The sequence below is a fragment of the Pseudomonas tohonis genome (assembly GCF_012767755.2).
GTDB classification, from domain to species: domain Bacteria; phylum Pseudomonadota; class Gammaproteobacteria; order Pseudomonadales; family Pseudomonadaceae; genus Metapseudomonas; species Metapseudomonas tohonis.
Window position 1 is genome coordinate 6,286,261 of the sequence record NZ_AP023189.1, and the last position, 23,619, is coordinate 6,309,879.

32 protein-coding genes are annotated in these 23,619 nt (G+C 63.5%); all 32 read right to left on the bottom strand.

Translation table 11 applies throughout. From position 1 onward, the window contains the following. On the bottom strand, window positions 1-3,294 hold the full coding sequence (locus HSX14_RS28800; protein ID WP_173180420.1) for a phage tail tape measure protein: 3,294 nt from the start codon (window positions 3,292-3,294) through the stop codon (window positions 1-3). A gap of 22 nt (window positions 3,295-3,316) precedes the next feature. After that, window positions 3,317-3,454: a hypothetical protein gene (locus tag HSX14_RS28805; protein ID WP_173180419.1), complete on the bottom strand. Its 138-nt coding sequence runs from the start codon at window positions 3,452-3,454 to the stop codon at window positions 3,317-3,319. 35 nt (window positions 3,455-3,489) lie between these two features. Next, window positions 3,490-3,960: a hypothetical protein gene (locus tag HSX14_RS28810; protein WP_173180418.1), complete on the bottom strand. Its 471-nt coding sequence runs from the start codon at window positions 3,958-3,960 to the stop codon at window positions 3,490-3,492. A gap of 34 nt (window positions 3,961-3,994) precedes the next feature. Next, window positions 3,995-4,483 carry a hypothetical protein gene (locus HSX14_RS28815; RefSeq protein WP_173180417.1) on the bottom strand — a complete coding sequence of 163 codons (489 nt, stop codon included), beginning with the start codon at window positions 4,481-4,483 and terminating at the stop codon, window positions 3,995-3,997. Window positions 4,484-4,589: 106 nt separating this feature from the next. After that, window positions 4,590-4,841 (bottom strand): hypothetical protein, encoded by a 252-nt coding sequence (locus tag HSX14_RS28820; RefSeq protein WP_021217429.1) that lies wholly within the window; start codon window positions 4,839-4,841, stop codon window positions 4,590-4,592. Between the two features lie 87 nt (window positions 4,842-4,928). Continuing rightward, window positions 4,929-5,708 (bottom strand): phage tail tube protein, encoded by a 780-nt coding sequence (locus HSX14_RS28825; protein ID WP_111261777.1) that lies wholly within the window; start codon window positions 5,706-5,708, stop codon window positions 4,929-4,931. A 3-nt stretch (window positions 5,709-5,711) separates the two neighbouring features. Beyond that, the gene (locus HSX14_RS28830) at window positions 5,712-5,900 is read right to left on the bottom strand and encodes a DUF7210 family protein (protein ID WP_021216891.1); all 189 of its coding nucleotides are present in this window, start codon (window positions 5,898-5,900) and stop codon (window positions 5,712-5,714) included. Beyond that, a complete protein-coding gene (locus HSX14_RS28835; protein ID WP_173180410.1) occupies window positions 5,897-6,382 on the bottom strand; it encodes a hypothetical protein in 486 nt (161 codons plus the stop codon). The genes HSX14_RS28830 and HSX14_RS28835 overlap by 4 nt, the downstream gene beginning before the upstream one ends. After that, window positions 6,379-6,696 (bottom strand): hypothetical protein, encoded by a 318-nt coding sequence (locus HSX14_RS28840; protein ID WP_173180409.1) that lies wholly within the window; start codon window positions 6,694-6,696, stop codon window positions 6,379-6,381. Before HSX14_RS28840 ends, HSX14_RS28835 begins: the two co-directional genes overlap by 4 nt. Before the next feature lie 3 nt (window positions 6,697-6,699). After that, window positions 6,700-7,053, bottom strand: coding sequence for a DUF2190 family protein (locus HSX14_RS28845; protein ID WP_173180408.1), 354 nt, complete (start codon window positions 7,051-7,053; stop codon window positions 6,700-6,702). A gap of 32 nt (window positions 7,054-7,085) precedes the next feature. Continuing rightward, window positions 7,086-7,316, bottom strand: a complete 231-nt coding sequence (locus HSX14_RS28850) for an Acb2/Tad1 domain-containing protein (RefSeq protein ID WP_173180407.1) — start codon at window positions 7,314-7,316, stop codon at window positions 7,086-7,088. Between the two features lie 57 nt (window positions 7,317-7,373). Further along, window positions 7,374-9,323 (bottom strand): prohead protease/major capsid protein fusion protein, encoded by a 1,950-nt coding sequence (locus HSX14_RS28855; protein ID WP_173180406.1) that lies wholly within the window; start codon window positions 9,321-9,323, stop codon window positions 7,374-7,376. Between the two features lie 7 nt (window positions 9,324-9,330). After that, window positions 9,331-10,827, bottom strand: a complete 1,497-nt coding sequence (locus HSX14_RS28860) for a phage portal protein (RefSeq protein ID WP_228723488.1) — start codon at window positions 10,825-10,827, stop codon at window positions 9,331-9,333. 10 nt (window positions 10,828-10,837) lie between these two features. Further along, complete coding sequence (locus HSX14_RS28865; RefSeq protein ID WP_173180404.1) at window positions 10,838-11,041, bottom strand: phage head-tail joining protein; 204 nt, start codon at window positions 11,039-11,041, stop codon at window positions 10,838-10,840. Continuing rightward, window positions 11,041-12,996 (bottom strand): phage terminase large subunit family protein, encoded by a 1,956-nt coding sequence (locus HSX14_RS28870; protein WP_173180403.1) that lies wholly within the window; start codon window positions 12,994-12,996, stop codon window positions 11,041-11,043. Before HSX14_RS28870 ends, HSX14_RS28865 begins: the two co-directional genes overlap by 1 nt. After that, entirely contained in the window at window positions 12,968-13,513 is a 546-nt protein-coding gene (locus tag HSX14_RS28875) for a terminase small subunit (RefSeq protein WP_173180402.1), read from the bottom strand. The genes HSX14_RS28870 and HSX14_RS28875 overlap by 29 nt, the downstream gene beginning before the upstream one ends. 130 nt (window positions 13,514-13,643) lie before the next feature. Further along, the gene (locus tag HSX14_RS28880) at window positions 13,644-14,432 is read right to left on the bottom strand and encodes a hypothetical protein (RefSeq protein WP_173178645.1); all 789 of its coding nucleotides are present in this window, start codon (window positions 14,430-14,432) and stop codon (window positions 13,644-13,646) included. Beyond that, window positions 14,429-14,758, bottom strand: coding sequence for a phage holin family protein (locus tag HSX14_RS28885; RefSeq protein ID WP_173178644.1), 330 nt, complete (start codon window positions 14,756-14,758; stop codon window positions 14,429-14,431). The genes HSX14_RS28880 and HSX14_RS28885 overlap by 4 nt, the downstream gene beginning before the upstream one ends. Further along, complete coding sequence (locus tag HSX14_RS28890) at window positions 14,751-15,122, bottom strand: putative holin (protein WP_021217629.1); 372 nt, start codon at window positions 15,120-15,122, stop codon at window positions 14,751-14,753. Before HSX14_RS28890 ends, HSX14_RS28885 begins: the two co-directional genes overlap by 8 nt. Before the next feature lie 191 nt (window positions 15,123-15,313). After that, window positions 15,314-15,859: a hypothetical protein gene (locus tag HSX14_RS28895; RefSeq protein WP_173178643.1), complete on the bottom strand. Its 546-nt coding sequence runs from the start codon at window positions 15,857-15,859 to the stop codon at window positions 15,314-15,316. Further along, window positions 15,856-16,062 (bottom strand): hypothetical protein, encoded by a 207-nt coding sequence (locus HSX14_RS28900; RefSeq protein ID WP_173178642.1) that lies wholly within the window; start codon window positions 16,060-16,062, stop codon window positions 15,856-15,858. The genes HSX14_RS28895 and HSX14_RS28900 overlap by 4 nt, the downstream gene beginning before the upstream one ends. After that, the gene (locus HSX14_RS28905) at window positions 16,059-16,355 is read right to left on the bottom strand and encodes a hypothetical protein (RefSeq protein WP_173178641.1); all 297 of its coding nucleotides are present in this window, start codon (window positions 16,353-16,355) and stop codon (window positions 16,059-16,061) included. Before HSX14_RS28905 ends, HSX14_RS28900 begins: the two co-directional genes overlap by 4 nt. Then, a complete protein-coding gene (locus tag HSX14_RS28910) occupies window positions 16,355-17,674 on the bottom strand; it encodes a tyrosine-type recombinase/integrase (protein WP_173178640.1) in 1,320 nt (439 codons plus the stop codon). The genes HSX14_RS28905 and HSX14_RS28910 overlap by 1 nt, the downstream gene beginning before the upstream one ends. Beyond that, complete coding sequence (locus HSX14_RS28915) at window positions 17,671-18,069, bottom strand: hypothetical protein (protein WP_173178639.1); 399 nt, start codon at window positions 18,067-18,069, stop codon at window positions 17,671-17,673. The genes HSX14_RS28910 and HSX14_RS28915 overlap by 4 nt, the downstream gene beginning before the upstream one ends. Further along, window positions 18,066-19,469 carry a replicative DNA helicase gene (locus HSX14_RS28920; protein ID WP_173178638.1) on the bottom strand — a complete coding sequence of 468 codons (1,404 nt, stop codon included), beginning with the start codon at window positions 19,467-19,469 and terminating at the stop codon, window positions 18,066-18,068. Before HSX14_RS28920 ends, HSX14_RS28915 begins: the two co-directional genes overlap by 4 nt. After that, window positions 19,466-20,275: an ATP-binding protein gene (locus HSX14_RS28925; protein ID WP_173178637.1), complete on the bottom strand. Its 810-nt coding sequence runs from the start codon at window positions 20,273-20,275 to the stop codon at window positions 19,466-19,468. The genes HSX14_RS28920 and HSX14_RS28925 overlap by 4 nt, the downstream gene beginning before the upstream one ends. Further along, entirely contained in the window at window positions 20,262-21,032 is a 771-nt protein-coding gene (locus HSX14_RS31315; RefSeq protein WP_228723510.1) for a helix-turn-helix domain-containing protein, read from the bottom strand. Before HSX14_RS31315 ends, HSX14_RS28925 begins: the two co-directional genes overlap by 14 nt. Then, on the bottom strand, window positions 21,029-21,328 hold the full coding sequence (locus tag HSX14_RS28940; protein ID WP_173178635.1) for a hypothetical protein: 300 nt from the start codon (window positions 21,326-21,328) through the stop codon (window positions 21,029-21,031). Before HSX14_RS28940 ends, HSX14_RS31315 begins: the two co-directional genes overlap by 4 nt. Beyond that, window positions 21,328-22,143: a phage antirepressor protein gene (locus HSX14_RS28945; RefSeq protein WP_228723511.1), complete on the bottom strand. Its 816-nt coding sequence runs from the start codon at window positions 22,141-22,143 to the stop codon at window positions 21,328-21,330. The genes HSX14_RS28940 and HSX14_RS28945 overlap by 1 nt, the downstream gene beginning before the upstream one ends. Then, window positions 22,140-22,400 carry a hypothetical protein gene (locus HSX14_RS28950; RefSeq protein ID WP_173178634.1) on the bottom strand — a complete coding sequence of 87 codons (261 nt, stop codon included), beginning with the start codon at window positions 22,398-22,400 and terminating at the stop codon, window positions 22,140-22,142. The genes HSX14_RS28945 and HSX14_RS28950 overlap by 4 nt, the downstream gene beginning before the upstream one ends. Then, window positions 22,397-22,639, bottom strand: a complete 243-nt coding sequence (locus HSX14_RS28955) for a hypothetical protein (protein WP_173178633.1) — start codon at window positions 22,637-22,639, stop codon at window positions 22,397-22,399. Before HSX14_RS28955 ends, HSX14_RS28950 begins: the two co-directional genes overlap by 4 nt. Further along, entirely contained in the window at window positions 22,632-22,955 is a 324-nt protein-coding gene (locus HSX14_RS28960; RefSeq protein WP_173178632.1) for a hypothetical protein, read from the bottom strand. The genes HSX14_RS28955 and HSX14_RS28960 overlap by 8 nt, the downstream gene beginning before the upstream one ends. Between the last annotated feature and the right edge of the window lie 664 nt (window positions 22,956-23,619).

Sequence of the window (23,619 nt, forward strand, 5' to 3'; positions counted from 1 at the left end):
TTATCGGGTAGAGGATCTTCCGCGCTTGCGGCGCTCATCACGGAGGCGTTTCTCGAAATCGTCGGGGCGCATGAAGGCCGGGATCTTCTGCCCGTCGCTCTCCACGATCGTGATGCTGCCAAGCTCCGGGATCGCCCTTTCAGCACTGGTCAGCGCCGGCTGGTTGAGCGAAGGAGTGCTCCGCGACGTCTCGCCGACCAAGCCACCGATGTCGTAGCCACCCCAGCCCTTGCGCACCTGGTCGAGCACGGCAGCGACGCCGTGGCGGCGCATGGCACCCAGGACACCGACGGCGCCGGGCTCGCTGACAACGGGCTGAGGCAGGACGTACTCGCCGCGATGGACAATCCCGGCCGGCTGGTAGCGGCCGCCGAAGCCGGTGAAGCCGCCAGCGGCAAAGCCCTGCTGCGGGAACTGCGAGAAGCTGCTGCCTTCCTTGTAGACCGACTGGCCGCCCGTCCCGGAAGTGCCGATGACGGTGGTGATGGGGATCACCAGGTTCGCCTTCAGCGTCTCCGCCAGTGCCGACACCTGGGCCTGCGCCTGGGTGGTGGCCTCGGGATCGAGGACCGGCGTCACCGCCACTTCCTTGACCTTGTCGATGCCATCCTTCCCGGAGGTGCCAATGGCGGCGTAGGCCTCCTCAGCGATCTTCTGGGCGGCCTTGGCCTGGCCGGCTAGCGCCAGGGTGTTCTTGTCCCCGGCCTTCTGCAGGTCCTCCAGCACCTGGGTGGCCTGGTCGGCGTACTTCAGCGCCTGGACGTAGTCCTTGCTCTGCAGCGACTGCCGCGCCTTCACCGTCAGGTCGCTGGCCTGGTTGAAGGTCGGCTCCTTCTCCTGGTTCTTCTCGCCGGCGATACCCTTGGTCCGGTCCTGGATGCCCTTCAGCAGGGCCTCCTGCTCCTTCTTCGCCTTCTTCTGCGCGGCGGTTTCCTTCGCGGCGTTGTCGATGCGCTGCTGGGTACCAGCCTCGGCGTCCTTGGTCATCTCCGCCTGGGTCTGCTTGACGGTGGCGGCGAGCTTCTCGTGGGAATCGCCGGTCTCGTCGTTCGCGGCCTTGGTGTTCTCGAAGTTCAGCTTCGCCAGTTCGAACTGCTCGAAGTAGCCCTCCTTGATCGTCTTGACCTCCGCATCCGTGCGGTCCTGTATCTCCTTCTGCCGCTTCTCGTACTCCTTGGTGTCGGAGTTCTTCGGGGTGATGGTGTCGGCGGCGAGTTGCAGTGCCTTGGCGGCTGCCTGGCCGTACTGCGGAATCGTGCCGATCACCACCCCTAGGTCACGGGCAAAGCCGGCGAACTTGGTCCGCACGTAGTCCAGCGGGTTGGTCATCAGGAACTTCAGGGCCTCGAACTGAGACTCTGCGAAGCCCTTGATCTGCACGAAGGTGGTGTGCAGCCCAGACGCCAGGGCAATGCCGGCCTGCTCCACGAACAGGAACTGCTTGCGGAGGTAGGTGCCGAACTCCCAGCCCGCCCAGAACGAGCCGATCACCGACAGCGCGCGCAGGGCGGTGGCTGCGGCCGGAGGAATCGTGCCAAGCGCAGTGACCGCTACGCTGGAAGCCTTCTGTGCCGCCGTGGCGATGGCACCGAAGCCGCGCGTCGCGAGCGCCACCATGTTCTGGCCGAAGACCCTGGTGGCCAGCTTGTCGATCGTGGCGAAGGCGGCGCCGACTTCCGTGATCAGCAGGCGCGCCAGCAGGCGGATACCCTTGAACAGCAGGCCGCCGCCCAGTAGATAGATGATCCCCATCAGGGCGGTCTGGCCGGTTTCGCCGGTGCTCTTCAGCCACTTCGCCAGTTCCGAGATCTGCTTGGCGACCTTGGTGATTACTGGCAGGGCAGCCTCGCCCAGCTCCGCGAAGGCGTTGTTGATGGCGGTCGTGGCTTTCCTCACCTCTACCGCGGCGCCCTGGTTGAAGCGCGCAAACTCGCGCTGGACGCTGCCGGCGTAGGCGGTTTCATCGGCGACAGCTGCAAGCTGTTTCCGGTATTCCCCCATGGCGCCAGCCAGCTGACTGATGTCGTCGGCGTACTCCTGACCGAAAAGGACAGTGATCGCCTCAGCACGCCCGCGAGCATCAAGTTTGCTGAGTTGGGTCAGGAAATTGTCCAGGGCGCCTTGAGCGTCCTTGTCCATGCTGCGAGTGAAGGCATCGACATCGCCGACCAAGTTCTTCAACTCGTTCTGGAACTGCTCTGTCTGCACCCCCGCAGACTGCAGCTTGTTGAGCATCGCGTTGATGCCGGTAGACGCAACCTCGGGGCTCTTACCGAGAGCCAAGAACGTAGATGCCAGAGCGGCGATCTGGGTATCCACCAGGCCAAACTGCTTACCGATACCGCCGACGCGGCCGAGCACTTCAAGAATCTGCGCCTCGGATGCTTTGCCGATATTCGACAGTTGGTTTACGGCATCCAGCAGTTTTTCGGTTTGTTCGATTGGCAGCTGTAGAACGGTGGCAAGGGTGGCGATAGCCTCGCCAGCCTCGTTGGTCGACATCTTGAAGGCCACGCCAACCTGCGCGGCCTGCTCAACGAAGTCGCCCACCTTTTCGCCAGCGATCCCAAACTGCCCACCAAGCGCAGCCGTGTCGAAAAGGTCAGCCTGCGCAATGCCAGTGCTTTCCGAAAGCGCCTCGATCTGCTTGCGAAGCTCTACAAGGCCAGTCGGAGTCTTGAAATCGACTCGCGCCTCAACCGCCTTGAGGGCAGATTCAAGCTCAACTGCGGGCTGGAGGATCTGTTTGATCCCGTATCCGATGGCAACTGCTTCACCAGCAAAACCCAGCCGCTCTCCTCGCACCGCATCTCGCCGGGAGTTCGCATTCTCAGAACGCTGGTTCGCCTGCTGGACGCGCTGCAGCCTGGCCTGCTGTGCGGCCAGTCGCTGCTGCTCGCCAGTGAGGTTCTTGACGTCAACGCCGGCGCCCTGCACCTGCTTGCGGTACTCGGCGAGCTGCTTGGTCTGGGCATCGAGGGAGCGCTTGCTCTTATCGAGGGCACGCTGCGAGCGGGCGAGATCCTGCTCGAAAGACTTGACCGGCTGACCCGCGGCGGCGATCGCCTTCTTCAGGTCCTCGACTCGCTTCTTGTTGGCGAAGAACTCGCTTGCGGTGGCCTTGGCGGCCGCCTGCATGCGCTCCAGGCCATCTACCAGCTGGCGCTTCTTCCCGGTTTCCTCGAGTTCCTTGCCGAGTTGTTCGACGCTCTTGTTGACGTCCTTGATGCTGTTTCTGAGGGCCGCAGTCACGGCTCCGCCGATGACGATGCCGATGGAGACGTCATTGTTCATGTGAAGACCTAGATGGGGATGGCTAGAGGGACTTCAGGAATTCCTTGAAGTCTTCCGGCACCGCTCCAGCGGCGCGGGCAATCATCAGCTGCAGGCGATCGTTCTGGCGCTCCTGGGTGCGGATAGCGCGCAGGTGGCCTCTCAACTGCGGGATGGTCATCCGGAGGATGTCCGCTCGGCTGTGGCCGTAGCTGATCAGGCGCTGGGCTGCTTCAAAGAAATCGCTGCGGCCAGGCGAACCAGGTTCGCCCGAAGCTGGGGACGCAGGCGCAGGTAGAAAAAATCGAGGTTGACCTCAACCAACGCCAGGAGCAGGCCAAGGAAATCGTCCAGGCCAAGGCGTTTAACATCTTCCTCAGGGCGACGGGTAAACAGCGCTAGCAGCGCGTAGAGCTCCGGCCTGTGCCGCTCGATGAGGTCGAGGATGTCTACGCGCTCCAGCGCGCGCTCGAACATGGTGACCGTGTCAGCTCCAGCCTTTCGAGAGGCGTCAAGCTCAGTAGCTACAACATCGAACTCGTCACGCATGCCAGCAATGAGACGCGACACCTCGCCCACCTGCTCGACCTCTATCAGGTGGATCATGAAACCTGGGGCGCGAATCGGTACCGGAATCGGAGCGCCGAGAAACTGGGAAAACGTGTCTTCTTGCTCGGAGGCGGGCATTTGCAACTCCAATAAAAAACCCGCCGAAGCGGGTCTAATTAATAACGTCGAGATCTGTTATTCGGCATCCCAGGCTGTCCGTCTGGGGATGGAAGAAGCCCATGTTGAAATCGGCGAACTCGCGAGTTTGGCCTGCCTTAACAATGTCGAAGATGGTGGCCTTGCTGGCGTCTATTTTGGTGCCGCTTGCGCCATACAGGTCGCACGAAATCCGCAAGTCCTTGATCCCAGTATCGGCCCCGTTATGCACCGATAGCGTCACAAGAAGCACTGCGCCTTCGGCGTGCCACTCCTTCGTTTCAAGTTTGGTCTTCCAGCGAGCCGACACCTCAGGTGAAGGTGCAGGGAGGGCTGGTGTTGGTGCGGGCTGCACTGCCTCATGACTCTCAGGCGGCGACTGTACGGTACTGCCAGGGTCATCCGGCGTGTTCATCTTCCACCACAGAAACAGCGGGATACCGATCAACAGTACGGCCAGGGTGTAAGCGGGGTGTAGGTGGTTCGCGGGTCTTTCCTTGGCCATGTGGGGCCCTCCGTTCTGCAGATGCATCCAAAGCTGGAGCATCCCTATGGTCCAGATCTGGACCACCAGATGCGCTCAGGCTTGAGCACATCTCACTGGAGGGAATCTAGCCTACCTGCCCTTCCTCGGTCACCTGGTCGTCTGCGGGGAACCAGATGGATGGACCAGGACCTGCGTGGAAAACATCGGGTGGACCGTTGAGCGGGTCATAGCAGGCCAGCAGCGTGCCGTCGGGCCTGAAGTACAGGTCGATGATCCGCTCCGGGTTTCTCTTGGAGCCATCCCCGCGGCTTGCCGCTACGTGGATTACCTGAATCAGCCTGGCGTTGCTTGGCGGTATGTGCATCTCGACCGGCATACCGTGCCTCCTGTGCTGGGATGTCCTGAGCTTTCAGGGCATCTCCTGAATGAGAGAGGGTGGCCCATCCGTGGGCCGTGACGCCGATCAGGCCGCCGCCTTTTCCTTCCGGATGTGGAAGTACTTGGACTTGCCGGCGCCGACCTTGGTCGGGTCCTGCAGGATCTTGGCCGTGGCTTCGAAACCGCCGAAATCCTCGGTGTTGATCCAGTCCATGGTGGTGGCCAGGTTGAGGCGACCGCGCCAGAAGCGAGCGATCACGCGTTTCTGGGTGCCGGCGGCGTTCTCGCCTTCGAACAGGAACTCGAAGGTCTGGCCGCTGTTGGTCAGGGCCTCGATCACGTCCTCATTGGCCGAGGAGTAGTCGACGCTCACCACGTAGGGAGTGCCCGAGGGGGAAGCCTTGATGGCATCTTCCAGGGCGCCGCCCGCGACAGGCTCCAGGCCGGAACCGGTCATGACCCAGTCGTCGAACTCGTCGAAGTCAGTGGTGCCGGCCGCGTTGCTGACGCCGGTGATGGAGAGCGGCAGCTTCGCCAGGGCGATGGTGCCGTCGACGGTGGCAACGTGCTCTTCGCCGGTCACGGTGCTGGCGGCAACGGCGCTCACGTCGCCCCACACCAGGGCGGCCAGCACCCAGGAGTAGATCTCGCGGAAGTTGATGGTGAGGGTCACGCCGGTGGCGCGATCCAGGCTGTCGTACTCGCCGCCCTGCGGGGTGGTGGTATCGGGCAGGGTCAGGGTGTTGGTTTCGGTGGCGTGCGTGATGGTGGAAACCAGGCCCACCTTCTGGAACGGGATGGAGCTTCCCGCCGGGCGCAGCTTCAACCAGCCGCCGATGACGACCGTCTCTTTCTCGATTGCCATGACTTAGGCTTCCTGAGTGGCGGCCGGAGTGGCCTTGGTTGCGGAGCCCTTCAGCTTGCCGGCTTCCTCGAGGAAGTCCTTCTGCTTGGGGGTGACCTTGATCTTGGCGCCGACGCTGTAGTCGACGCCCTTGTGGGTGTGTTCGCCGGCGAGCTCTACCTCGACCAGCTGCACGGGTTTTTCAGTGCTCATCGGCGGATTCGCTCCTGGATGATGGTGGTGATGTGGATGGGGACCAGGACGCCGGCATAGCGCTGTCCATCGCCTGGCGGGAAGGGCTCCGAGGCACCCAGCGACAGCCCAGTGACGCCCGAAGGGAATCCCTGCGGGAACACGCCGGATGCCGGCAGCAGGGCCTGGCAGATATCCAGTTCCATGGCGTCGAGGGCGTCCTCGTAGGTGGCCAGGTCGCACTTGACCAGGCCGATCACGAAGAACCCCGGGTAGGCCTTGATCGCCGCTGGTCCGCGCTCGGGCGGCCGGTTCGGTGCCTTCTGGATCAGGGCGAACAGCTCAGGTAGTCCGCTCAGCGGCGGCCCTTTCGGTGGCAGCACCTCGTTCAGCCATCCGGTTTTCACCTGATGGCCGAGGTTGGTGTTGAAGCCGTTGTCGGTGGTGATGCCCTGGACCTTCGTGATCAGCGCCCGGCGGACGGCGGTGAGGATGTTGCTCATGCGTCCTCCATGCAGGCGGCGGTCACCATGTGCCCGTCGTCCGCGATGACGTCCTCGACGATCAGCCGGCGACCGCAGTGCAGAAAGATCCCGCCCCGCTCTGCCGTCTCCAGCAGCGGCTTGCGCCAGCTCACGCCGATCATGTCCGAGCGCATCAGGCCCTCGGGGCCGTTCTGCATCAGGTTGTTGTCGACGATCACCGGCAGGCAGCGCACCGGGGGCGCTCCATTGAGGCCCCGGTACTCGGCCGTACCGTCGTTGAGGTGCGCGACCACACGGTTGTGCATGCGGTCGCGCATGTCGGCCCAGGCCATGGATTAGGCCACGGCGGCCGGGGCGGAAACGCCGTTGAGGCGAACACGGCCAACGGCGGAGGGGTTGGCGGCCACTTCGGTGGCGGCGCCGACCAGCACCAGGCCGGTAGCCGAGACGTTGGTCAGGGCGCGGCTGGTGGTGTTCATGAACACCTGATCACCGACTGCCCAGGCCTGGGCGCTGATCTTGGTGAGCTCGAACACGCCGTCGAGCTTCAGGACAACGGGGTCGCCCTGGGCTTCGGTGGTGGCGGCCACGCCGACGAAGGCGCCGACCTTGTAGAGCTGGCCGGACAGGGTGCCGCCGGTGGGCGCGGGTACGGTGATGCAGTCGCCGTGCTGGATGAACGATTTCATGGGTCACCTCGAGAGGGGAATGGGTTGGCGATTCAGGCGAAGGGGTCAGCCGGACGGGCGATGGCGCGAACGAAGCGCATGAAGCCGTCCTGCAGCTTGGTGCGAGCCAGAGCCAGCTCGCGCTGGTCGACGCCTTCCACCTGCTGGATCTGCTTGAACAGCGCACCGGCGTCGGCCTCAAGGGCCTTGATGGAATTCATGCCGTCGATCTCGGCTTGGGTCAGATCCCGGTATCCGGTGATCTTCTTGTGCTGGTTGTCCATGGAGTCTCCTGAAACAGAAAGGGCGCCCGAAGGCGCCCTGCTGGGAGTGGTGAAGGATCAGTTGCCGGGGTTCAGGTATGCGCCGCGGAAGTCGATCCAGCCGGCGCCGAAGACCAGCCGCGCCTTGACTTCCAGTCCGTCCACCTCGAAGCCCTCTCTGGTCTCAGTGAACACGCCTTCTTCGCCTTCCAGGTAGGCGTACTCGAAGGTGTCGATCAGACCCGGCTCAGTGAACAGGAACCACTGGTTGCCGGTGATACGGGCGTCGACGATCACGGTCAGCGAGGCGTTGCGGACGTCGTTGATGTCGGAGTTCTTGGCAGGGACGTACTGGGAGCTGGTGTACTGGAAGGCCTCCAGTTCCTTGTCCGGGCCAACCACCAGGTAGCGGGGCTCGGGGTTGAGGAACGCGCCAGCCTTGGACTTCTGCTTGCGCATGGCGGCGCGGGCAGCCCCCAAGGTGGTGGTGTTGATCGCGCCGCCGCTGGCCGCGATGTTGCCGTGGTCTGCCACGAAGATGGCCTTGCCATCGGTGAAGTTCGGGTTGGAAAGGATCAGGTTCCAGACCAGGTTGGACTCGGTCTGAGCCGCAGCCGCGCCGTATGCCTGGGGGATGCGAGTGAACGCGCTCAGGTCATCGTTGATGATGGCTTCCCAGGTGATCGCGATGATCTTGCCGAACTTGGTGACGCGGATCGGCGCACCCTCTTCTTCCAGCTTGCCGTACTTGTACTCGCCGTGCTCCTTCACTTCTTCCAGCGCGGCGATATCGCCCAGCGCAGCACGGGTGACAGCGCGGAAGTCGGAAACGGTGGTCTTGCGGCCCAGGGGGCGCCAGGTCTGCGGGGCCTGGGCATAGGCGTCGCGCAGAGTGCGGTTGACGGCGTTGCCGAGCAGGATCGGGAAGTCACTGGTGGAGTGCATGCCTGCAGTTCGGAAAGCCTGGCGATCGCAGCCCAGGGCCGCGCGGGCGATCTCGTGAGGCATCATGCCGCGAGTGGAACCGCCGACCGCCTCAATGGATTCGCGCGCCATGTCGAGCAGGCGCATGCCACGGAACTCGCGTCCCGTATCTTCCAGCTTGATGGCCGAGTTGCAGCGGTGCAGCAGGGCGTTCAGCATCGCGGCGCGTTTGGCGTCGATCAGATCTTGGTCGCGGGTGCCGGTGGGCAGAGTGTTGCGGGTGTCGGGCTGGTTCTTCTGCTGACGCTCGGCCAGCTTGTCGATCATGGCAGTGCTGGCGTCGGCCGGCGATACGCCGCGCTCGATCAGGTCTTCGGCGAAGTCGTCGTCCAGGCCGACTTTCTTGGCCATGGCGCGGATGGTGGTGCCGCGCTTGCGCTCGGCCTCGGCGGCCTCACGGCGGATCAGCTCTTCGGCCGCGCGTTTCTCTTCTTCGGTCATTTCGGTTTCCTCTTGGGGGTTGGCCACGGCGGCCGGTTGGGCGGCAGGCTCTTCAGCCTCCCGAGTTTCGAACAGGGTGTTGAAGCGCTGGCCTTCGTACTCGGCCGGGGTCTTGGCGCTGCGGATCTTGGCGCCGTCGTCGAAGCCGATCGGCACGATGGAGAGCTCCATGGGCTCCCAGTCCACCGCGCGGTAGATCGGCATGGTGTCGTCGCCGCCCTCGACCAGGACGTAGCGGTGCACGGTGTAGCCCACGCTGATGTTGCGCAGGATTCCGTCCTTCACGTCGCGGAACACCTCGTCGGCGTCCTCGCGCTTGCTGAAGCGCACCAGGGCGTGGCCTTCACCGTTCTCGAGCCAGGCCTTCTCGACCACGGCCAGCACGGAGCGCAGCTCCCACTGGTTGTGGGCGTTGAGGAGAGGGGCACCGTTGTTGAGGCGCTCCATCTTCACGGCCGAGTCGCTGACTTCCAGCTCCTCGAGGTAGTAACCCACGTCCCAGTTCCAGCGCCGGCCCTGGGCGCCGGTGGTCCACACCAGCTCAGCCGTGCGGGCCTCGATGTCGACCGTCTCCGGGCGCACCGCGGCGCGCAGCGTGAGCATGGGGGTCTCATGCGTCTTGTTCGTCGCCGGCTGCATCTTCCGGTTTCTCCTTGGTGGTGTTGGTGGCAGCCGCTGCCGAACCGGCCGCGAGCACCTTGCGGGGGTCGCAGTCGAGGATCAGCCCGAGGTCGTCGAGCAGGGCGTTGGCGTCCTGGATGTTCTTGGCATGTGCCTGCGGGTCGGTGATGCCGAGCTCGCGCAGGGCATCCGGCCAGGTGACCAGGCCATTGCGCAGGCGCTGCTTCACGGCCTCGATCTCCGACTTCGGATCGACCATCTCGCGGCGCGGTGGCGTCCACTCGGCTTTCACGTCCTCGAGCACGCCACCCGGCAGCAGGGCCTGAGCCTCCATGAACCAGGACCAAACGCCGACACAGAGCTGAGGGATCAGCATCCGCCACTGCCACACGTCCACCCGGCGCGCGAAGTGCAGCCAGCCCATCCGGCCGCTGGAGAAGTTCACCCCCTTCAGGTCGCCGGTGGTGAGCTCGTAGGGAACCCCCAGGCCGACGGAGATGGCGTGAAGGCCTTGCCAGGCGTAGGAGTCGTAGCCGTTGAACGTTGGCGGCGTGCCGAAGCTGACGCTTTCGCCCTGCCCCAACTCCTGGATGATCCCTGGCTCTACCCGCTCAACCAGAGGCGGCGGCTTTCCGGTGCTCGCAGCATCATCCTTGTTGATGAAGGCGGCGAAGCAAGCGGCGATCTTCGCCTGCTCCATCACCGCATCTTCCATCTCGTCGAAGTTGCGCAGGCGCTGCATCACCGGCGCGAACCAGCTGTAGCCACGGGCCTGGCCAGGGCGCTTCGGCAGAAAGATGTGGATCACGTCCTCGGCCGGGATGCGGCGGGAGGTCGATGTGCGCCAGGCGTTGTTGGCGCCTGGGTGCTGATCGAAAAGCCAGTAGGCGACGCGCTTGCCGATGGGGCTGAACTCGATGCCCTGGATAATCTCGTTGGCGCCGTTGGGGCCGTGCTTCTCCTCGTCGAGGAAGTCGGCCTCCAGCACCTGCAGCTGCATCGGCACCGGCAGGCCATCCGAGGACTTGCGCCAGCGCCGGCGCACCAGCACCTCGCCGCCCTCGGGCACCGCTTCCATGATCTTGTGCTGAAGCCCATAGAAGTTCTCCAGGCCGTCGGCGTCGCAGAGCGTCTCCTCCCCCCAGGCCTTCCACAGGTCCATCAGCTTCTTGTTGGCGCGACCGGACTTCGCCATGGGGCGCGGGACGATGCCCGCGCCCACTACGTTGTCGGCGATGCCGGTGACGGCACGTTCGGCATAGGGGTTGTTCCGGCGAAGGTCGCGCGCGCGGTTGCGCAGGCGGGCCAGGGCCGGTCCGATCTCAGCGTTGGCGTCGGTGCTACTACTGCGCCAGCCATCGTTGCGACGGCCCTTGGCAGCCCCTTCGAAGCGGCGCTCGAAGATGTCGATCTGCAGGTCGATCTTCTTTTTCCGCAGGCGAGCTTCTGCGCGTTTCGCGGCACGGCCGGGAAACAGGTTGTCCATGAAGCCCATGTCAGTAGCCTTTCGAGAAGGAGGCGTAGCGCCTGCCGCCGTTGTTATGGGAGTTCATGCCGAGCTCACCCTCCATCTGGCGGAGGATGCGCATCATCTCGTCCACGCTGCGGTAGGTAACGGCGCGATCGGCGTAACGCACCTGAAGCTCGCCGCCGGCCAGGGCGGCCTTCAGGGCTTCGTACTGCTCCAGGGTGTAGGCCATCAGTTCTTCTTCCAGTAGGAGGATTTGGCACGAGGCCGTTCTTCGGAGGTGTCCACTGCGGTCGCGCCACCGGGTTCGGGTTTAACGGCCAGAGCCTCAAGGTCCAAGCCGAAGCGCTGCTGGCTGATACGCAGAGCGGCGACAGCCAGGACAAAGCAGTCCAGCGCTTCGTTGCGCTTACCGCCGGCGTCCCAGCGAAGAACTCGCTTGCCCTTCGAAATCACAGCCTTCTTCTTCTCGGCGGTGAGCTGCTTCAACTCGTCTTCGTCGCAGATGTCGTCGTTTGCGGGGAAGTGCACAGCTCCAGGTTGAGCCTCGCCGCTCCTCGACTTCGCCACGTCGATGGCGATACGCAGGCGGCTGTAGATCAGCTCCTTGGCGTTGTCGGTCCCGATCTCCGTCTTGTAGATGCGGTCCTTCTTCTTCCTTGGGAAGTTGGCGATCATCTTCCCGTAGGTGCTTGCGCCGAAGGTCGGGATTACCCACATGGCGCCATGCTTGCGGCTCTCTGCGGCAACCTCGTCGGAGTAGTGGCCGCCGGCGTCCCAGCACCAGCGCTCCACGCGCATCACCAGGCCGTCGGCTCGGGTGAACTGCTTGTGGATCTGAAGGCCGACCTTCCGGCGCAACTCCTCGCTGCCCGGGTCTCCGTTCAGGATGAAGCGGTGCACCAGCCAAGATTCCTCGCCGGGCCCGAATGCCCACACCCGTCCTTCAAGGCGGTCGTCCTGGGTGTCGATTCCGCCCATGAGCGCAGTGGCCGCCATGGGAACCTCGGGGTACACCTCGCGGCGCCCATAGAGGAGCTCCCAATCAACCTTCTCGCCCTGGTCTTCCTCCCACACCTCGCCCAGCACGGTGTTGACGAAGGTGATCAGCTTCTCGCGATCACCCTTGACCTTGAGCCAGTCCTCGACGATCTCGAGCCAGGTGGTGCGAGTGCTGTAGGCGGTCCAGATGTGGAAGCTCACCGACTGCGGGGTGCCGCATGGCTCGTCGTCCTGGTCAAACCAGTCCATGCCGTCGCGGGTCCAGATGCCGGTCTTCTCGCAGATCCAGCGGCCTTTCTCGGAAGCCACCACCATCTGGTGGTGGTAGAACTCGCAGCCCTTGTGGGCGCACACGTACCAGGCCTTGCTGGCCTGGCCGAGCTTGTCGGTTTCCCACTTGATGCCGAAGGCGCAATCCTTGCCGCCCCACAGCAGCACCTGCTCACCGCCGCAGCATGGGCAGGCGATGTTGTAGCGCAGCAGGTGCGGCGACTCTTCAACGGCCTTGGTGATCTGGCACGGCCCGGCAATGCCCGGGGTCGAGCCACGGATGGACTTCGGGTTCGTCGCGCCCTGCAGGCGCCGGTCTCCGAGAGAAGTCGGAGAGCCCTCGCCCTCAATGCTGGCGTCGAACTTCGACAGCTCGTCGTAGATGACCTCGTCGGCCGACTTCTCGCGGTAGTTCCGCGCAGCCTTTCCGCCCAGGCACCACAGCATCTTCCGGTTTGCGAACCGCTTGGCATTGATGGTGTTGTCCGCATGCTTGCGGCCGAACCACGGAGCCAGCTCCAGAAGCAGGGGGGCGTCACGGATCAGGCCGTTGATGTGGCGCTTCGAGAACTCTTCGGAGTCAGGGTCGGTCGGGGTGTACGCCAGCACGTTGCGGCGCTTGTGCTGGATCTTGTAGCCGATATTCGCCACGAGCAGCTTGGTATAGCCGACGCGGGCGGACTTGATCAGGTTCAGCGTCCGGATCAGGTCGTTGCCCATGCAGTTCAGGATCGCCCGCTGCACGGGGTCGGTGATCCACTTGCCCTCCTGATAGGACGATTCGGCCGACATGTAGAAGCCGTTGTCGGCATCGGCCCATTCCACCGCAGTCTGAGGTGGCTCCTTGTAGAGCGGAGCGAGCCCGAGCTTGATCGCCTTGCGGAAGTTACTCAGCCAGGGACTCGAGGTACTCATCAAGATATTCCGGGAGGTGCTCGCCAAGTTCGGCGGCAGCGTTGCGCGCCATGGCTAGCTCCCGCTCGAGCGACTCGAGGTGCCGGGAATCCATATCGGGGTGCTTGCGCCGCAACGTCTTGCTGACGGTATCCAGGATCGAACCGACCTGGGCGGCCAGCTTGACCAAGGCGAACGTGGCAAATGGGGCCGGGACAAGTTGCTTGTCCGTGACCAAGTTTTCCTTCTCTTTGGCGTCGGCCTGGGCGGCGGTAAGTCGCAACCGCTCGACGTTCAGTTTGTACTCGATCAGCGGATCGACACCTTCGCCATCGACATGGCCAGGTTGTTGTTTCCGCAGTGCGTGTTGAACGCGGTTTTCAACCACATCTTGCACCAGATAGAAGGCCTCACGACCCATCCGGGCAACTGGCTCGACGCCCCATTTATCAAAGGCTTGCGGAGAAATCCCGAGGCTCGAAGCCATCTCGGATTTGTTCAAGCAGCCCCGAGGCTTGGTTGTTTCGTTTTTGGCCATGACTAAACAACAACCAACCTCTGATTTTCGGTCATACATAGTGTGAAAGCGGGGCTCGAATTACCCTCGGGGGCACCCCCACCCGGGAGGACCCAACACCCCACCCCCTGCTAGGAGGTCGCCAGATCGGTCAGCGTCGGCGGGTGGACAGCGCTTGGATCATCGCCTTGGAGAACTCCACAGGCAGCGCCATGGCCGCCTTGCGCTGAGCCAGGCCGAAGAAGTCGAACTGCGGCTTATAGGTTGGGGCTCGAGATGCGACGGCGAGGACGATCTTCAGTCCCGCCCTTCCCTTCTCGGTACGCTCAGCCACAGCGAACGCGCCACGCTTGGAATCGCGCATAACAAAGAAGCGCTTGCCATTGCCTTTGGCCTTGCTCTTGGCGCTATTGGTGGCATTGGCCTTGTACCCTTCCTCTGTGTACAGCTGGGCACCTGACAGGACCTTGGCAAGGAAGCCGCTCGACAGGTTGCCGTACTGGTCAAGCTCAGCTCCCTGCCCTGGCATAACGTACTGCCCCGGCTTGAGGAACCCCTTGCGTCTCAGCATGGATTCGATGGCCTTATGGCTGCGAGGGCCGCCGTAGATCTCAGGAGTCAGCCACTTCGATGCGGCTCGGCCCTTGCCCCATGCCCCTTCCCTTCCTACTGGGCGCCCTCCTGCCCCCATCTGCCGGCCGTCCTTGATCCATACCCTCGACTCCAGCTTCTGCTTGGTCGCCGGCAGGATGTATAGGCTATTCAGTGTCGCTGGGGTTGGCCTATCGAAAGCCACACCCAGCTCGCCGCGCAGATCCTCTGCCACCACTTGGGCTGTCCTTGTGAGGGCCAGTGCCAGGGCGAACGGTAGCTGTGCCTTCTCAAGCTCGGACAGACTGCTGATTGCAGACTCCAGCCCGTCCTGCTTGATGGTGATCATCGCCGAACCCTGCGGCGATCAATGCCATCCCAGTGACTGGTCCAGTTGACCTGGACGATGCGGGCCACGTTGCCCCGGGCCAGCCAGACCAGCACCGAAAGCCAGACCAGCACCAGGGCCAGCCACGGCGAGACAGGCTCGACGGGCTTGGCGGCCAGGAGCTCCAGCAGCACGGTCAGCGCAAAGCCCCCAGTGCAAAGGGCCAGGCCGTAGGCGCACAGGCCAATCCAGAACCGATAGCGCTCGCCATCGTGGCGCCAGGTGAAGATGCGGATGAAGATCGCAGCGCAGGACAGCGCCGCCAGTAGGGTCCATAGATCAGCCATTGCTGCCGCCTCCTCTACGGTCGAGAAGAGACCGGAGCCACTCCGGCATCTTCCCGCCGCGGATCCACTCGAGGATGGTGATCGAGATGGTCACCACCAGCGCGGCACACACGAACGAGGCGCCGCCACTGGTTCGAGCAGCGCCAACGCCGATCAGTTCGGCGGAACCGTAGTAACCAGCAACCAGGCTCACAAGGAAGTAGCCGATGCGCTTGTAGATGCTCAGGTCCGGGGCGAACAGCACGAATAGCAGCGAGCCAGCCAGAGCACCCATAACAGCGTTCAGGTCCAGGCCGGCCCATGCAGCCCCGACAGTAACGCCAGCGGCAACGCCGCCCAGCACTCCAAGGCTCGGCTCTGCCATGTGGGTCACTCCATGAATAAAGGGCCCCGGGAATGGGGTTATGCGCGGATCCAGAAAATAAAAAACCCGGCTCTGTGGCCGGGTCTTTTTGGAGCTGATCTCGGCAGCGCGCACGGATCAGATGATGGTGGTGAATTTCGCTCATCTGCTCACAGTCGTCAACCCTACTGCGCACAGATGAGCGAAGACAGCTAGATCAACTGCTCGCGCTCAAGGATCTCGGTAACCCGAACCACGGCCTGCTCTTCCAAAGCGTCGAGAGACTTCCAGATCCCTCGGCGCCATCGGCTGCGGGTGGAGTCCGGTCGGGCATCCATGTCCCAGGTGTTGATGTCATAGAACGCATCAGGGAGGCGCAGCACATGCGTGGAGCGCTTGCCGTCCTTTCCTTTCAGCTTCGGGATTGCCCAGGTGTAGACAGCCTTGGTCAGGAACAGGTGAGGGCACGGCGCGGATATCTTCGGGATGAGCCGATTGATTGCGTCGAGCCGGCGGCGATCATGGGTTGAGTACTTGGCATAGAGCACGTCCCACTCCGCCGAAGTGAGCTCTCGGTGCAGCAAGGCGTGCAGGATGCAGTCGAAGTCGAACTGATCCCTGGCGCCAAGCAGCGCCCGGAAGCCACCGTCCACCTTGCGCTCGATCAGCTTCTGCCAGCTCTGGCGGGCAGTGCTGTCCATGGTGTCAGCGGCTATTACCCGCACGATGGCGGGCATCACATCGCGATAGACCGTCATGCGACCTCCATCAGCTGCTTGTGCACGCTGTAGATGTCAGCGCCTTCGTGCATGCCGGGGCGGTGCGCGACCTGGATCACTTCGCCGGTGCGCATGGCGAGCTCCAGGGTGGTGCCACCGGACGAATGTCGGATACGCATACTGCTCAGGTCGGCCGGGTTGATGGCCAGGCCGGAGGCCTTCTCCAGAAGAATCATGGTCATGCCGCCCTCCGTGGGTCGGGTTCGTTATTGAGGCCGAAGAGGTCGCGCAGCAGTGCGTCTGCCGCCGGGTGCCGGGCATTGCCCTCGGCAACCCAGCCTCGGCCGTATTCGTGAAAGGGCTTCCCGGCGCGGTCTCCGTGCCAGGAGGCGACCAGGTCCAGCAGGGCAGCCAAGGCCTGGGTTCCGCCTGGCTTGGTGCTGGCCAACTCCTCGGCGGCCAGCTTCAGGAAGCGCCGCTCGATCTCGGTCATCACCTTGCGAGGCAGGGCGAAGGGGGAGGGTTTGTCGATCATCACAGCCACCCCTCGGGGGCTTCCTTCCCCCTCCTACCGGTAGGAGGCGGAATTGCCGTATCTAGCGCGCTGCTGCTGGCTTCATCGCTGTTTTGCGAATCGGCGCTACTCGTCTCTGTCTTGCCGTGGATGGCATCGAAACCGCGCTCGTCCAGCCAGGCGCACCACAGTTCCAGCGCCTCACGCTGCAGGCGGCGGGCATGGGTCCTGATGTAGGTGGTGGCCATGTCTGGCAATGCGTGGTTGACCAGCAGCTCGCCCACCAGGTAGTCGACGCCAAGGTCAGTCCAGCCGGTGCGGGCCACCTTGCGCAGGTCGTGGCTGGTCCACTCGCCCGAGCTGATGTTGCGGAACAGGGCTGAGGCCTGCCGGGCCGACAACGGCTGCCCATTGGCGCCGGGGAAGAGGTAGTCCTGCTGGCCGATGGTGCGGCGCTGGTGTTCCTGGTAGCGCTTGAGCAGCGCCACCACCTGGCTGGTGAGCGGGAGTTCGTGCTGCACGCCCGTCTTCGTGTTCTGGGCTGGAAGAAGCCAGATGCACTCCGTGAAGCTGAGGTGCCGCCATCGCGTTTTTCGGCTCTCCCCTATGCGGGTGCCATGGGTGAGCATCAAAAGCGCCAGCATCGCGCTCCTGGGGTCCTTCCTGAACAGTTCGCAGAGGTTGGCGAGGAGCTGCTCAACCAGCATGGCGTGCAAGCGGGCCGGCTTCGGCTTGATCCGCTTGGCCACGAAGTCGGAGAACTTCACCCCGTCCAGCGGGTTGGCCAGCAGCAGCTTCAGCTTCACCGCCTGGCGCAGGGCGGCCAGCAGGACGCGCAGGATCTGCCGCACGTAGGCCGGCGACAGGCTCTCCATCAGCGGCCAGATCAGCTGGCGGTCCACCGCGTCGGAGCTGAGGTCCAGCAGCACCACTTCCCCCAGAGCCGGCAGCAGGTGTCGCTCGAGAGCGGTCCCCACGTCGTCACGGCGCTTGGCGGTGATGCTCCTGTCGCCATCCACGCGGGCGCCGTACCAGCGCAGCAGGTCACCCACGGTGCGCCAGGCGGAGGACACCACCGCGGCCTTGCGGTCCACGGCCAGGCGTTCCAGTGCCAACGGCAAGGCGTTCAGGGCAGCCTTCGCGGCAAGGCCGGGCCAGCGACCCAGCCTCGACCAGTCGTCAGCGATCACCACCCACCAGGTGCCGCTCTGGCGGTCCTGGCTGAAGCGGAAGCGCAGGGCCGGGTGGCGCATATCGCGCAGCTCCCGCACATCCTGCTCGCCGGCAGCGGCGCGGATAGCGGCATCGGTGAACGTCGTCCGTTCGGTGCGCGCGGTCATGCATCACCTCCCGGCTGACTGTCGACGAAATAGGTCGGCAGTTGCAGGGTCACTTCGGCGACACAGCGAAAGAACACCTCTGGCGACACGTGCTGACGGAGGGCCTCGATCAGCAGTTTGTCACGGCTGGTCTCGGTCGCCGCACGTGACGCCTTGCGAAGCTTGGCCATGTGTTCCTGCAGGCGTTGGCGGTCGCGACTCATCCAGCGCAGGGCGGCCGTAGCCCTGGCGAACCACATCGGGTCCGAATAGCGCCCGGTGGCGCGCTGGTTGGCCTTGGCGGCTTCCACCTGAGTGCGGATGTTGGTGCAGTCGAAGCTCAGCCGTTCCATCACGGAGGCGCACTCCTCCAGGGTCGCCGGCATCACCAGCGGCCCGCGTTTCTCATTGCTCATTCGTCGTCTCCCTGGGAGTACTGGCGACCGCGGTAGGGGCGGCCCATCTCGACTTCGTCTTGGCTGTAGTCGCGGGTGAAGAGGTCAGTGAATCGGGCGTACTGGCCTTCCTGCTGGACGTTGCAGCTGCCGGCCTTGGCATCTCTCGCCTTGTCGAGAATTAGCTCAGTCACTCCGGCGCGGCCGGCGTCGGTCTCCTTGTCGCAATGCACAAGCAACACAATGTCGGCATCCTGCTCGATCTGGCCGCTGTCGCGGAGCTCGCTCGCCTGGGGGCGCTTGGCCGCTCCAGCCCGCTTAGTGGAGTCTCGATTGAGCTGAGCCAACACCAGAATTGGGACGTCGAGCTCTTTGGCGAGGGTCTTGAGAGAAGTGGAGATCGCCGCGATGCGCTCAGCGCGATTGGGGCCTTCGCCGGCGATCAGGCCGATGTAATCCACCACCACCACAGACAGACCAAGCTGTCTTTGCACCTTCCTCGCTTCAGAGCGAATCCGTGGAACGCTCATTGTCGGGCGATCGCAGAGATACAGAGGTGCTTCGTTAAGACGACTAACCGCGTGAGTGAGCTTTGGCCAGTCTTCGTCCTGCATCTTCCTTGGGTCGCCCAGGCGCTGCAGGCTCAATCCTCCTACGGAAGCCAGGGATCGACGCACCAACTGCTCCCTGGGCATCTCCAGAGAGAACACTAGAGCCACTCCAGCCCCGCTCAGCGCAATGTTCTGCGCAATCTGAAGGCCAAGGGTTGTCTTGCCGGAAGCAGGCCTGCCCGCAATCACGATCATTGACTTGCTCCGAAGGCCGCCGCCCAGCAGATCATCAAGGTCCGCCAATCCAGTGGACAGGCTCGGTTCAAGCTGCCCGTTGAAGCCAGCGTCGATGCGGTCAACCTCAGCAGGCAGCAAGTCGCCGATACGGACCACGTCATGCTCGGCGCCGTCGATATCGCGCAGATCTGCCACGGCCTGCTGCGCCTTGGCGACCACTTCCGCCAAGGCGCCGCCGGCGGTGGCTGCCTCCTGAACGGCCCGGCCGGCGTCAACGACTTGGCGCAGCACGGTCAGCTTTCGCAGGTGGTCGGCGTAGGCCTTCCAGTTCGCCGCCGAAGGAACGTCCCGGGTGATCTCCGAGGCATAGGCCATGGTCAACTCGCCGTCGGGCAGCTGCCGGCAGGTGATGCCAACCGTTACCGGGTCCAGAGGCATGCCCTCGGCGTGAGTGTCGCGCAGGGCCTGCAGGAGAGCAGCGTTGTTCTCGAAGGCGAAGTCCTGGGAGGTCACGGTGTCGAGGGCCTGCTCGACCACCTGTAGGTCACCCTGCAGGCTGCTGAGCATGATCGCTCCCAGCACGCCGTGTTCAGCCTCAAGGCTGTACAGCGCTGGGCTCAGGAACTCGCTCATGCGTCACCTCGCGCCGAATCCCAGGTGAAGCGCACAAGGCGGCTGGAACCCTGGCGGAGCCGGTCCAGCGCACGATCACCGATGAACCGGGGCAGCTCTTCGGCAGTGACGTTGCTGATCACGATGGTCGGAAGCACCTGCTGGTACCGGCGATCGATCACCTCGTGAAGCAGGCCTGGGCCGAAGTCGCCGGTGCTGACCTGCACTCCAACCTCGTCGATCACCAGCAGGTCAACGCTGGCCAGTTCGTCCAGGACGTCCCGCTCGCTGATCTTGGACGACCTGGCGAACGTCGCCTTGACCGCGCGAGCAATCTCACTGGCCGTCGTGACGATCGCCGTTGCCGAGTACTTGCGGATGACGCTCTGGACGATGGCGCTGGCCAGGTGCGTCTTGCCGGTACCGAGATTGCCCAGCAGCAGCTGCGACCGCCCCTCACGCTGCACGGCCTCGAAGTCCTCGGCGTAGCGGCGGCAGGACTCGAGGGCTGAGCGCTTTGCCTGGTCGTCGGCGTGGTCGAAGTTGTCGAAGCTGCAGGAGCGGAAGCGCGGCGTGATGCCACTGGCGATCAGGCGCTGGTTCACGATCTCGGCGCGCTTCGCCTCGCGAGCTGCGCTCCGGTCCGCCTCGGCGACGTGGCGCCAGTTCAGCGCCTGCCACTGGCACTGCTGGCAGGAGTTCGCCTTCCAGGTGCCATCGAACTGCTCAGTCAGCCAGGACTCGAACTGGCCGTGCTCGGGGCAGCTGTCGTACATGGGTTCCCCGCGCTTCTTCGCCGGGGCCTTCAGGAAACTAGAATCGGCCATCGAAATTCTCCGGGCTGGGTGCGTGCGTAGGGAGGTTGGTCAGGGTGCCGGTGGACGCAGGGAGCAAACCGGCGTTCCTGAACCACGACACCTCGAGGCCGGTCCAGGCTCGCTCAATCGCCTTGCTCAGCGCGTCGTCAGGAGTAACCCGGTGGCGGGCCAGTTCGTGCAGGGTCTTGGATATGCCCTTCCAGGCTCGGTCGGTGAGCTTCGCTCGCTTGGTGCGGCGCATGGCCAGATAGTCCTTGGCCACCCCCAGCGTTAGGCCTGGCATCGAGTCGACCATAGCCTCCGCTGATACCCATTCAGGCGCGGCGTCACCCTTGGGGTGGCGTATAGCTTTTCGGTTTATTGACGGATCAATGACGGATTGGGTGCAGCTGGTGCACCCCGTAGCGTCGTCATTTGCACCCCGTTCCGTCTTCATTTGCACCCCGTCGACCTCTACGGGGTGCACCTGCTGCACCCGGCTCATTACGATGTCGTAGACAACGGGGCGGCGATCAGAGCGGTCGATGTAGGCGGCAGCGATAGCCTGATTACCCCGGCGTATAACCCCCATCCTCTCGAGTGCGTCGAGCTTGTAGCGGACCGTCCGCTCCGACAGCCCGGTGTCCTCGGAAAGGCTTGCGGCGGAAGGGAAAGAGCCCCTCCCGTCCTTGTCGGCGTAGTTGGCCAGGCAGAGAAGAACGTGGCGCGTGGTGGCGTCGGTAACGACCCGCTGCTCAAGCGCCCAGGTCATGGACTGAATGCTCATTTGGCGCGCCCCAATGCACGAACTGCGCTCTCCAGGCGGCGGCGAGCGTTGTAGACCTTCTGGCGGGCACCGCTCCGGCGATCATTCGCTGCGGCGGTGAACTGGACGACCCCCCTGAATGCCTCGTTGTAGGGGTTGAAATCCCCTTCCGGGCGGCCGTGTGCACGGAAGTAGGTGGCGTACATGGCGCGGATCTCGGCGCGGGCCTGGCGGAGACCGCGCTCAGCCTCAACCAGGTCAACGCCGGCGCGAGCCACACGCTCCAAGAGCTGATTGGTTTTGTCGGAATTTTTCATTAGATGGTCTCCCCGGTGTGCTTGGCCTGCGTGAAGCGGCCATCCCATGTGGATTTCATGGCCAGCTTTTGCTGCATGTAGAGCTGGTGCAGGCGCTGGGCGCCGGCCAGGAGCAGCTGCAGGTCGTACTTGATGAAGGCTTCACCGCCCTCCGGCGCGATCTTCCGGGGGCGTTCGGTGAGGTACTTGTCGCGGACACGGCTGGCTACGCGGTAGCGAGGGGAGCCGTTCTCCCCGCGGTTCTCGTCGTAGAGCCAGCCAATTTCGAGCAGGGTGCTGTTCACCCGGGAGCAGTTCACGCCGTTCAAGCGCTTGCAGAACTGGGTGGGCGTCTCCCCGGACAGGAACAGCGACTCGAGGCTGGCGATGGCTTCGGCCTGCTTTTGGTTCTCCAGCTGCAGGGCGGCGGCGCGCTCCTCTAGGTCTGCAGCCAGCCGAAGGGCTTCCGCCCTGGTGCGAGGCACGGCGTAGCCCGGGGCGCCGAGCTGTGCCTCAAGGGCGGTCATGTGATCGAAGACGGCCGCCTGCAGGTCATAGCTGTAAGACATGGCCATCAGGCAGGATTCGCGCTTCGGGAGGCGGTAGCACTGCTGCTCTCGGTTACGACTGTCTCGATAGATGCCGGAAAAATTTCCGGCATTGCCGCCCAGCACCTCGACAACCTTCTTCATGAAGTCGGCGTGCTCAAGCTTTGCAAAACCCTTGGAGGGAAAGTCTTGGCCGGCGGCCTCTGCTTGCCGCTGGCGGTGGCTGTTGATGAATTCCACCAGCTCGAGGCTGGTCATTGTCGCGGCGGTCACGCTCATGATGCTCATGCATTACCTCCGGCGGCCTGAGCATCAAGTCGCTCTGTCAGCCGCTCGCGCTCGCAGTCGAGGATGTTGTGCCAGTCATCAGCGCTGTAGGCCGCCAATGCCGCTACCTCGGCGAGATGCTCGAAATCAGGGCTTTGCTTGAGTTGCCCTTTGATCACATGCAGGGAGGCGGAAAGCATCCTGATTCGCTCGAGACTGCACTCGATCTGCGAGATGGCATCGCTGGCCACCTCGCGAACTACGTTGCGCTTGTTCATGCCGGCACCTGCAGGTCATCCAGCAGCGCTATCAGGTCTTCCTGAGCGCACCTGGAGATGGTGAGAATTGCGAAGTGGATTGAGGCCTGACCGCCAGGAGTGAGCCTTGGACCAGGCTCGGACCCCTCGTAGGCGATGTCTTCGGAGAGGATCTCGGCCAGCGACCCGATGGAGTGGATGCTTTCTTGCAGGCGGTCTGCCAACACCTGAGATTCGCTGCGGATGGGGCGACTAGACATGAGCCACCTCCTCGCTTTGGGTTGGCGCTCCTAGTCCCTGGAGCTCTTCAAGCTGGACCGTGAAAACATCGGCCATTGCATCCAGCCCTTCGCATACGTACTCGGCTGCCTTCATCCCTGCTCGGCATAGCTCGCGGATGTGCTGCGTCGAGTCCATATCGCGGTCGATTGCACGGAGAACCGAGATCAGTTCACGCGCACTGAGCAGCTCGAGCCTCATGCATTCGACGGCGTCGTATGCAATCTCTACGGCTGAAAGGGGCTCCTGTTCCCCTTGCGCATCACGGGTCTCTTTGGTAACTTCGGGGTGTGACATTTCCTCGCTCCTCTATAGCGATGAAGTACAACCACTCGCTGCAACGAGTGGTGTTGAGAGCCCGCCCTGCAAGGCGGGTTTTTTCATGCCCGCAGAATCGTGAGCGGACAATGAACCAGTTAGCCGCTACTAAATGCCCGGCACCTCCGGTTCAGAAAAAATCATTCGAACTCCTCGCCTCAACATCGAATCCATCCTCAAGGCGCCTGGCCTGTCAGAAACCACTGTTCAAAAAAACAGGTAGATTCAGCGCTTACTGCTCTGGAGCAGATTCAGTAGTCTTTTCATCAAGGCTGGCCGGGGCTCTTGCTGCGGTTGAGAGCAGCCACTCAGAAGTGAACGTCCCGGCGGCAGCGGCAAGGTTCTTGGCGTGCCTCGTTTCCCCGGTGTACTCGGTGCGAGGCAGCTTCCCCGCCGCAATCCATTTGTTCACTGCCCGAGGGCTGACTCCGCATATCTTGGCCGCACTTGAAGAGCCACCGACTGCCTCAACAGCTGTCTTTATCGAGCTCATAGAAACACCAATTAGGACCGTCGGTACCAGTTGAACAGGAACTGAAAGTTCCGTCAAGCTCAAGGATAATGGACTAATGGTACTTTCATACGACAATCATGACCGACTCGCCTTTGCGGCACGCCTGCGTGAGGCAGCGAAGCGGGCGAA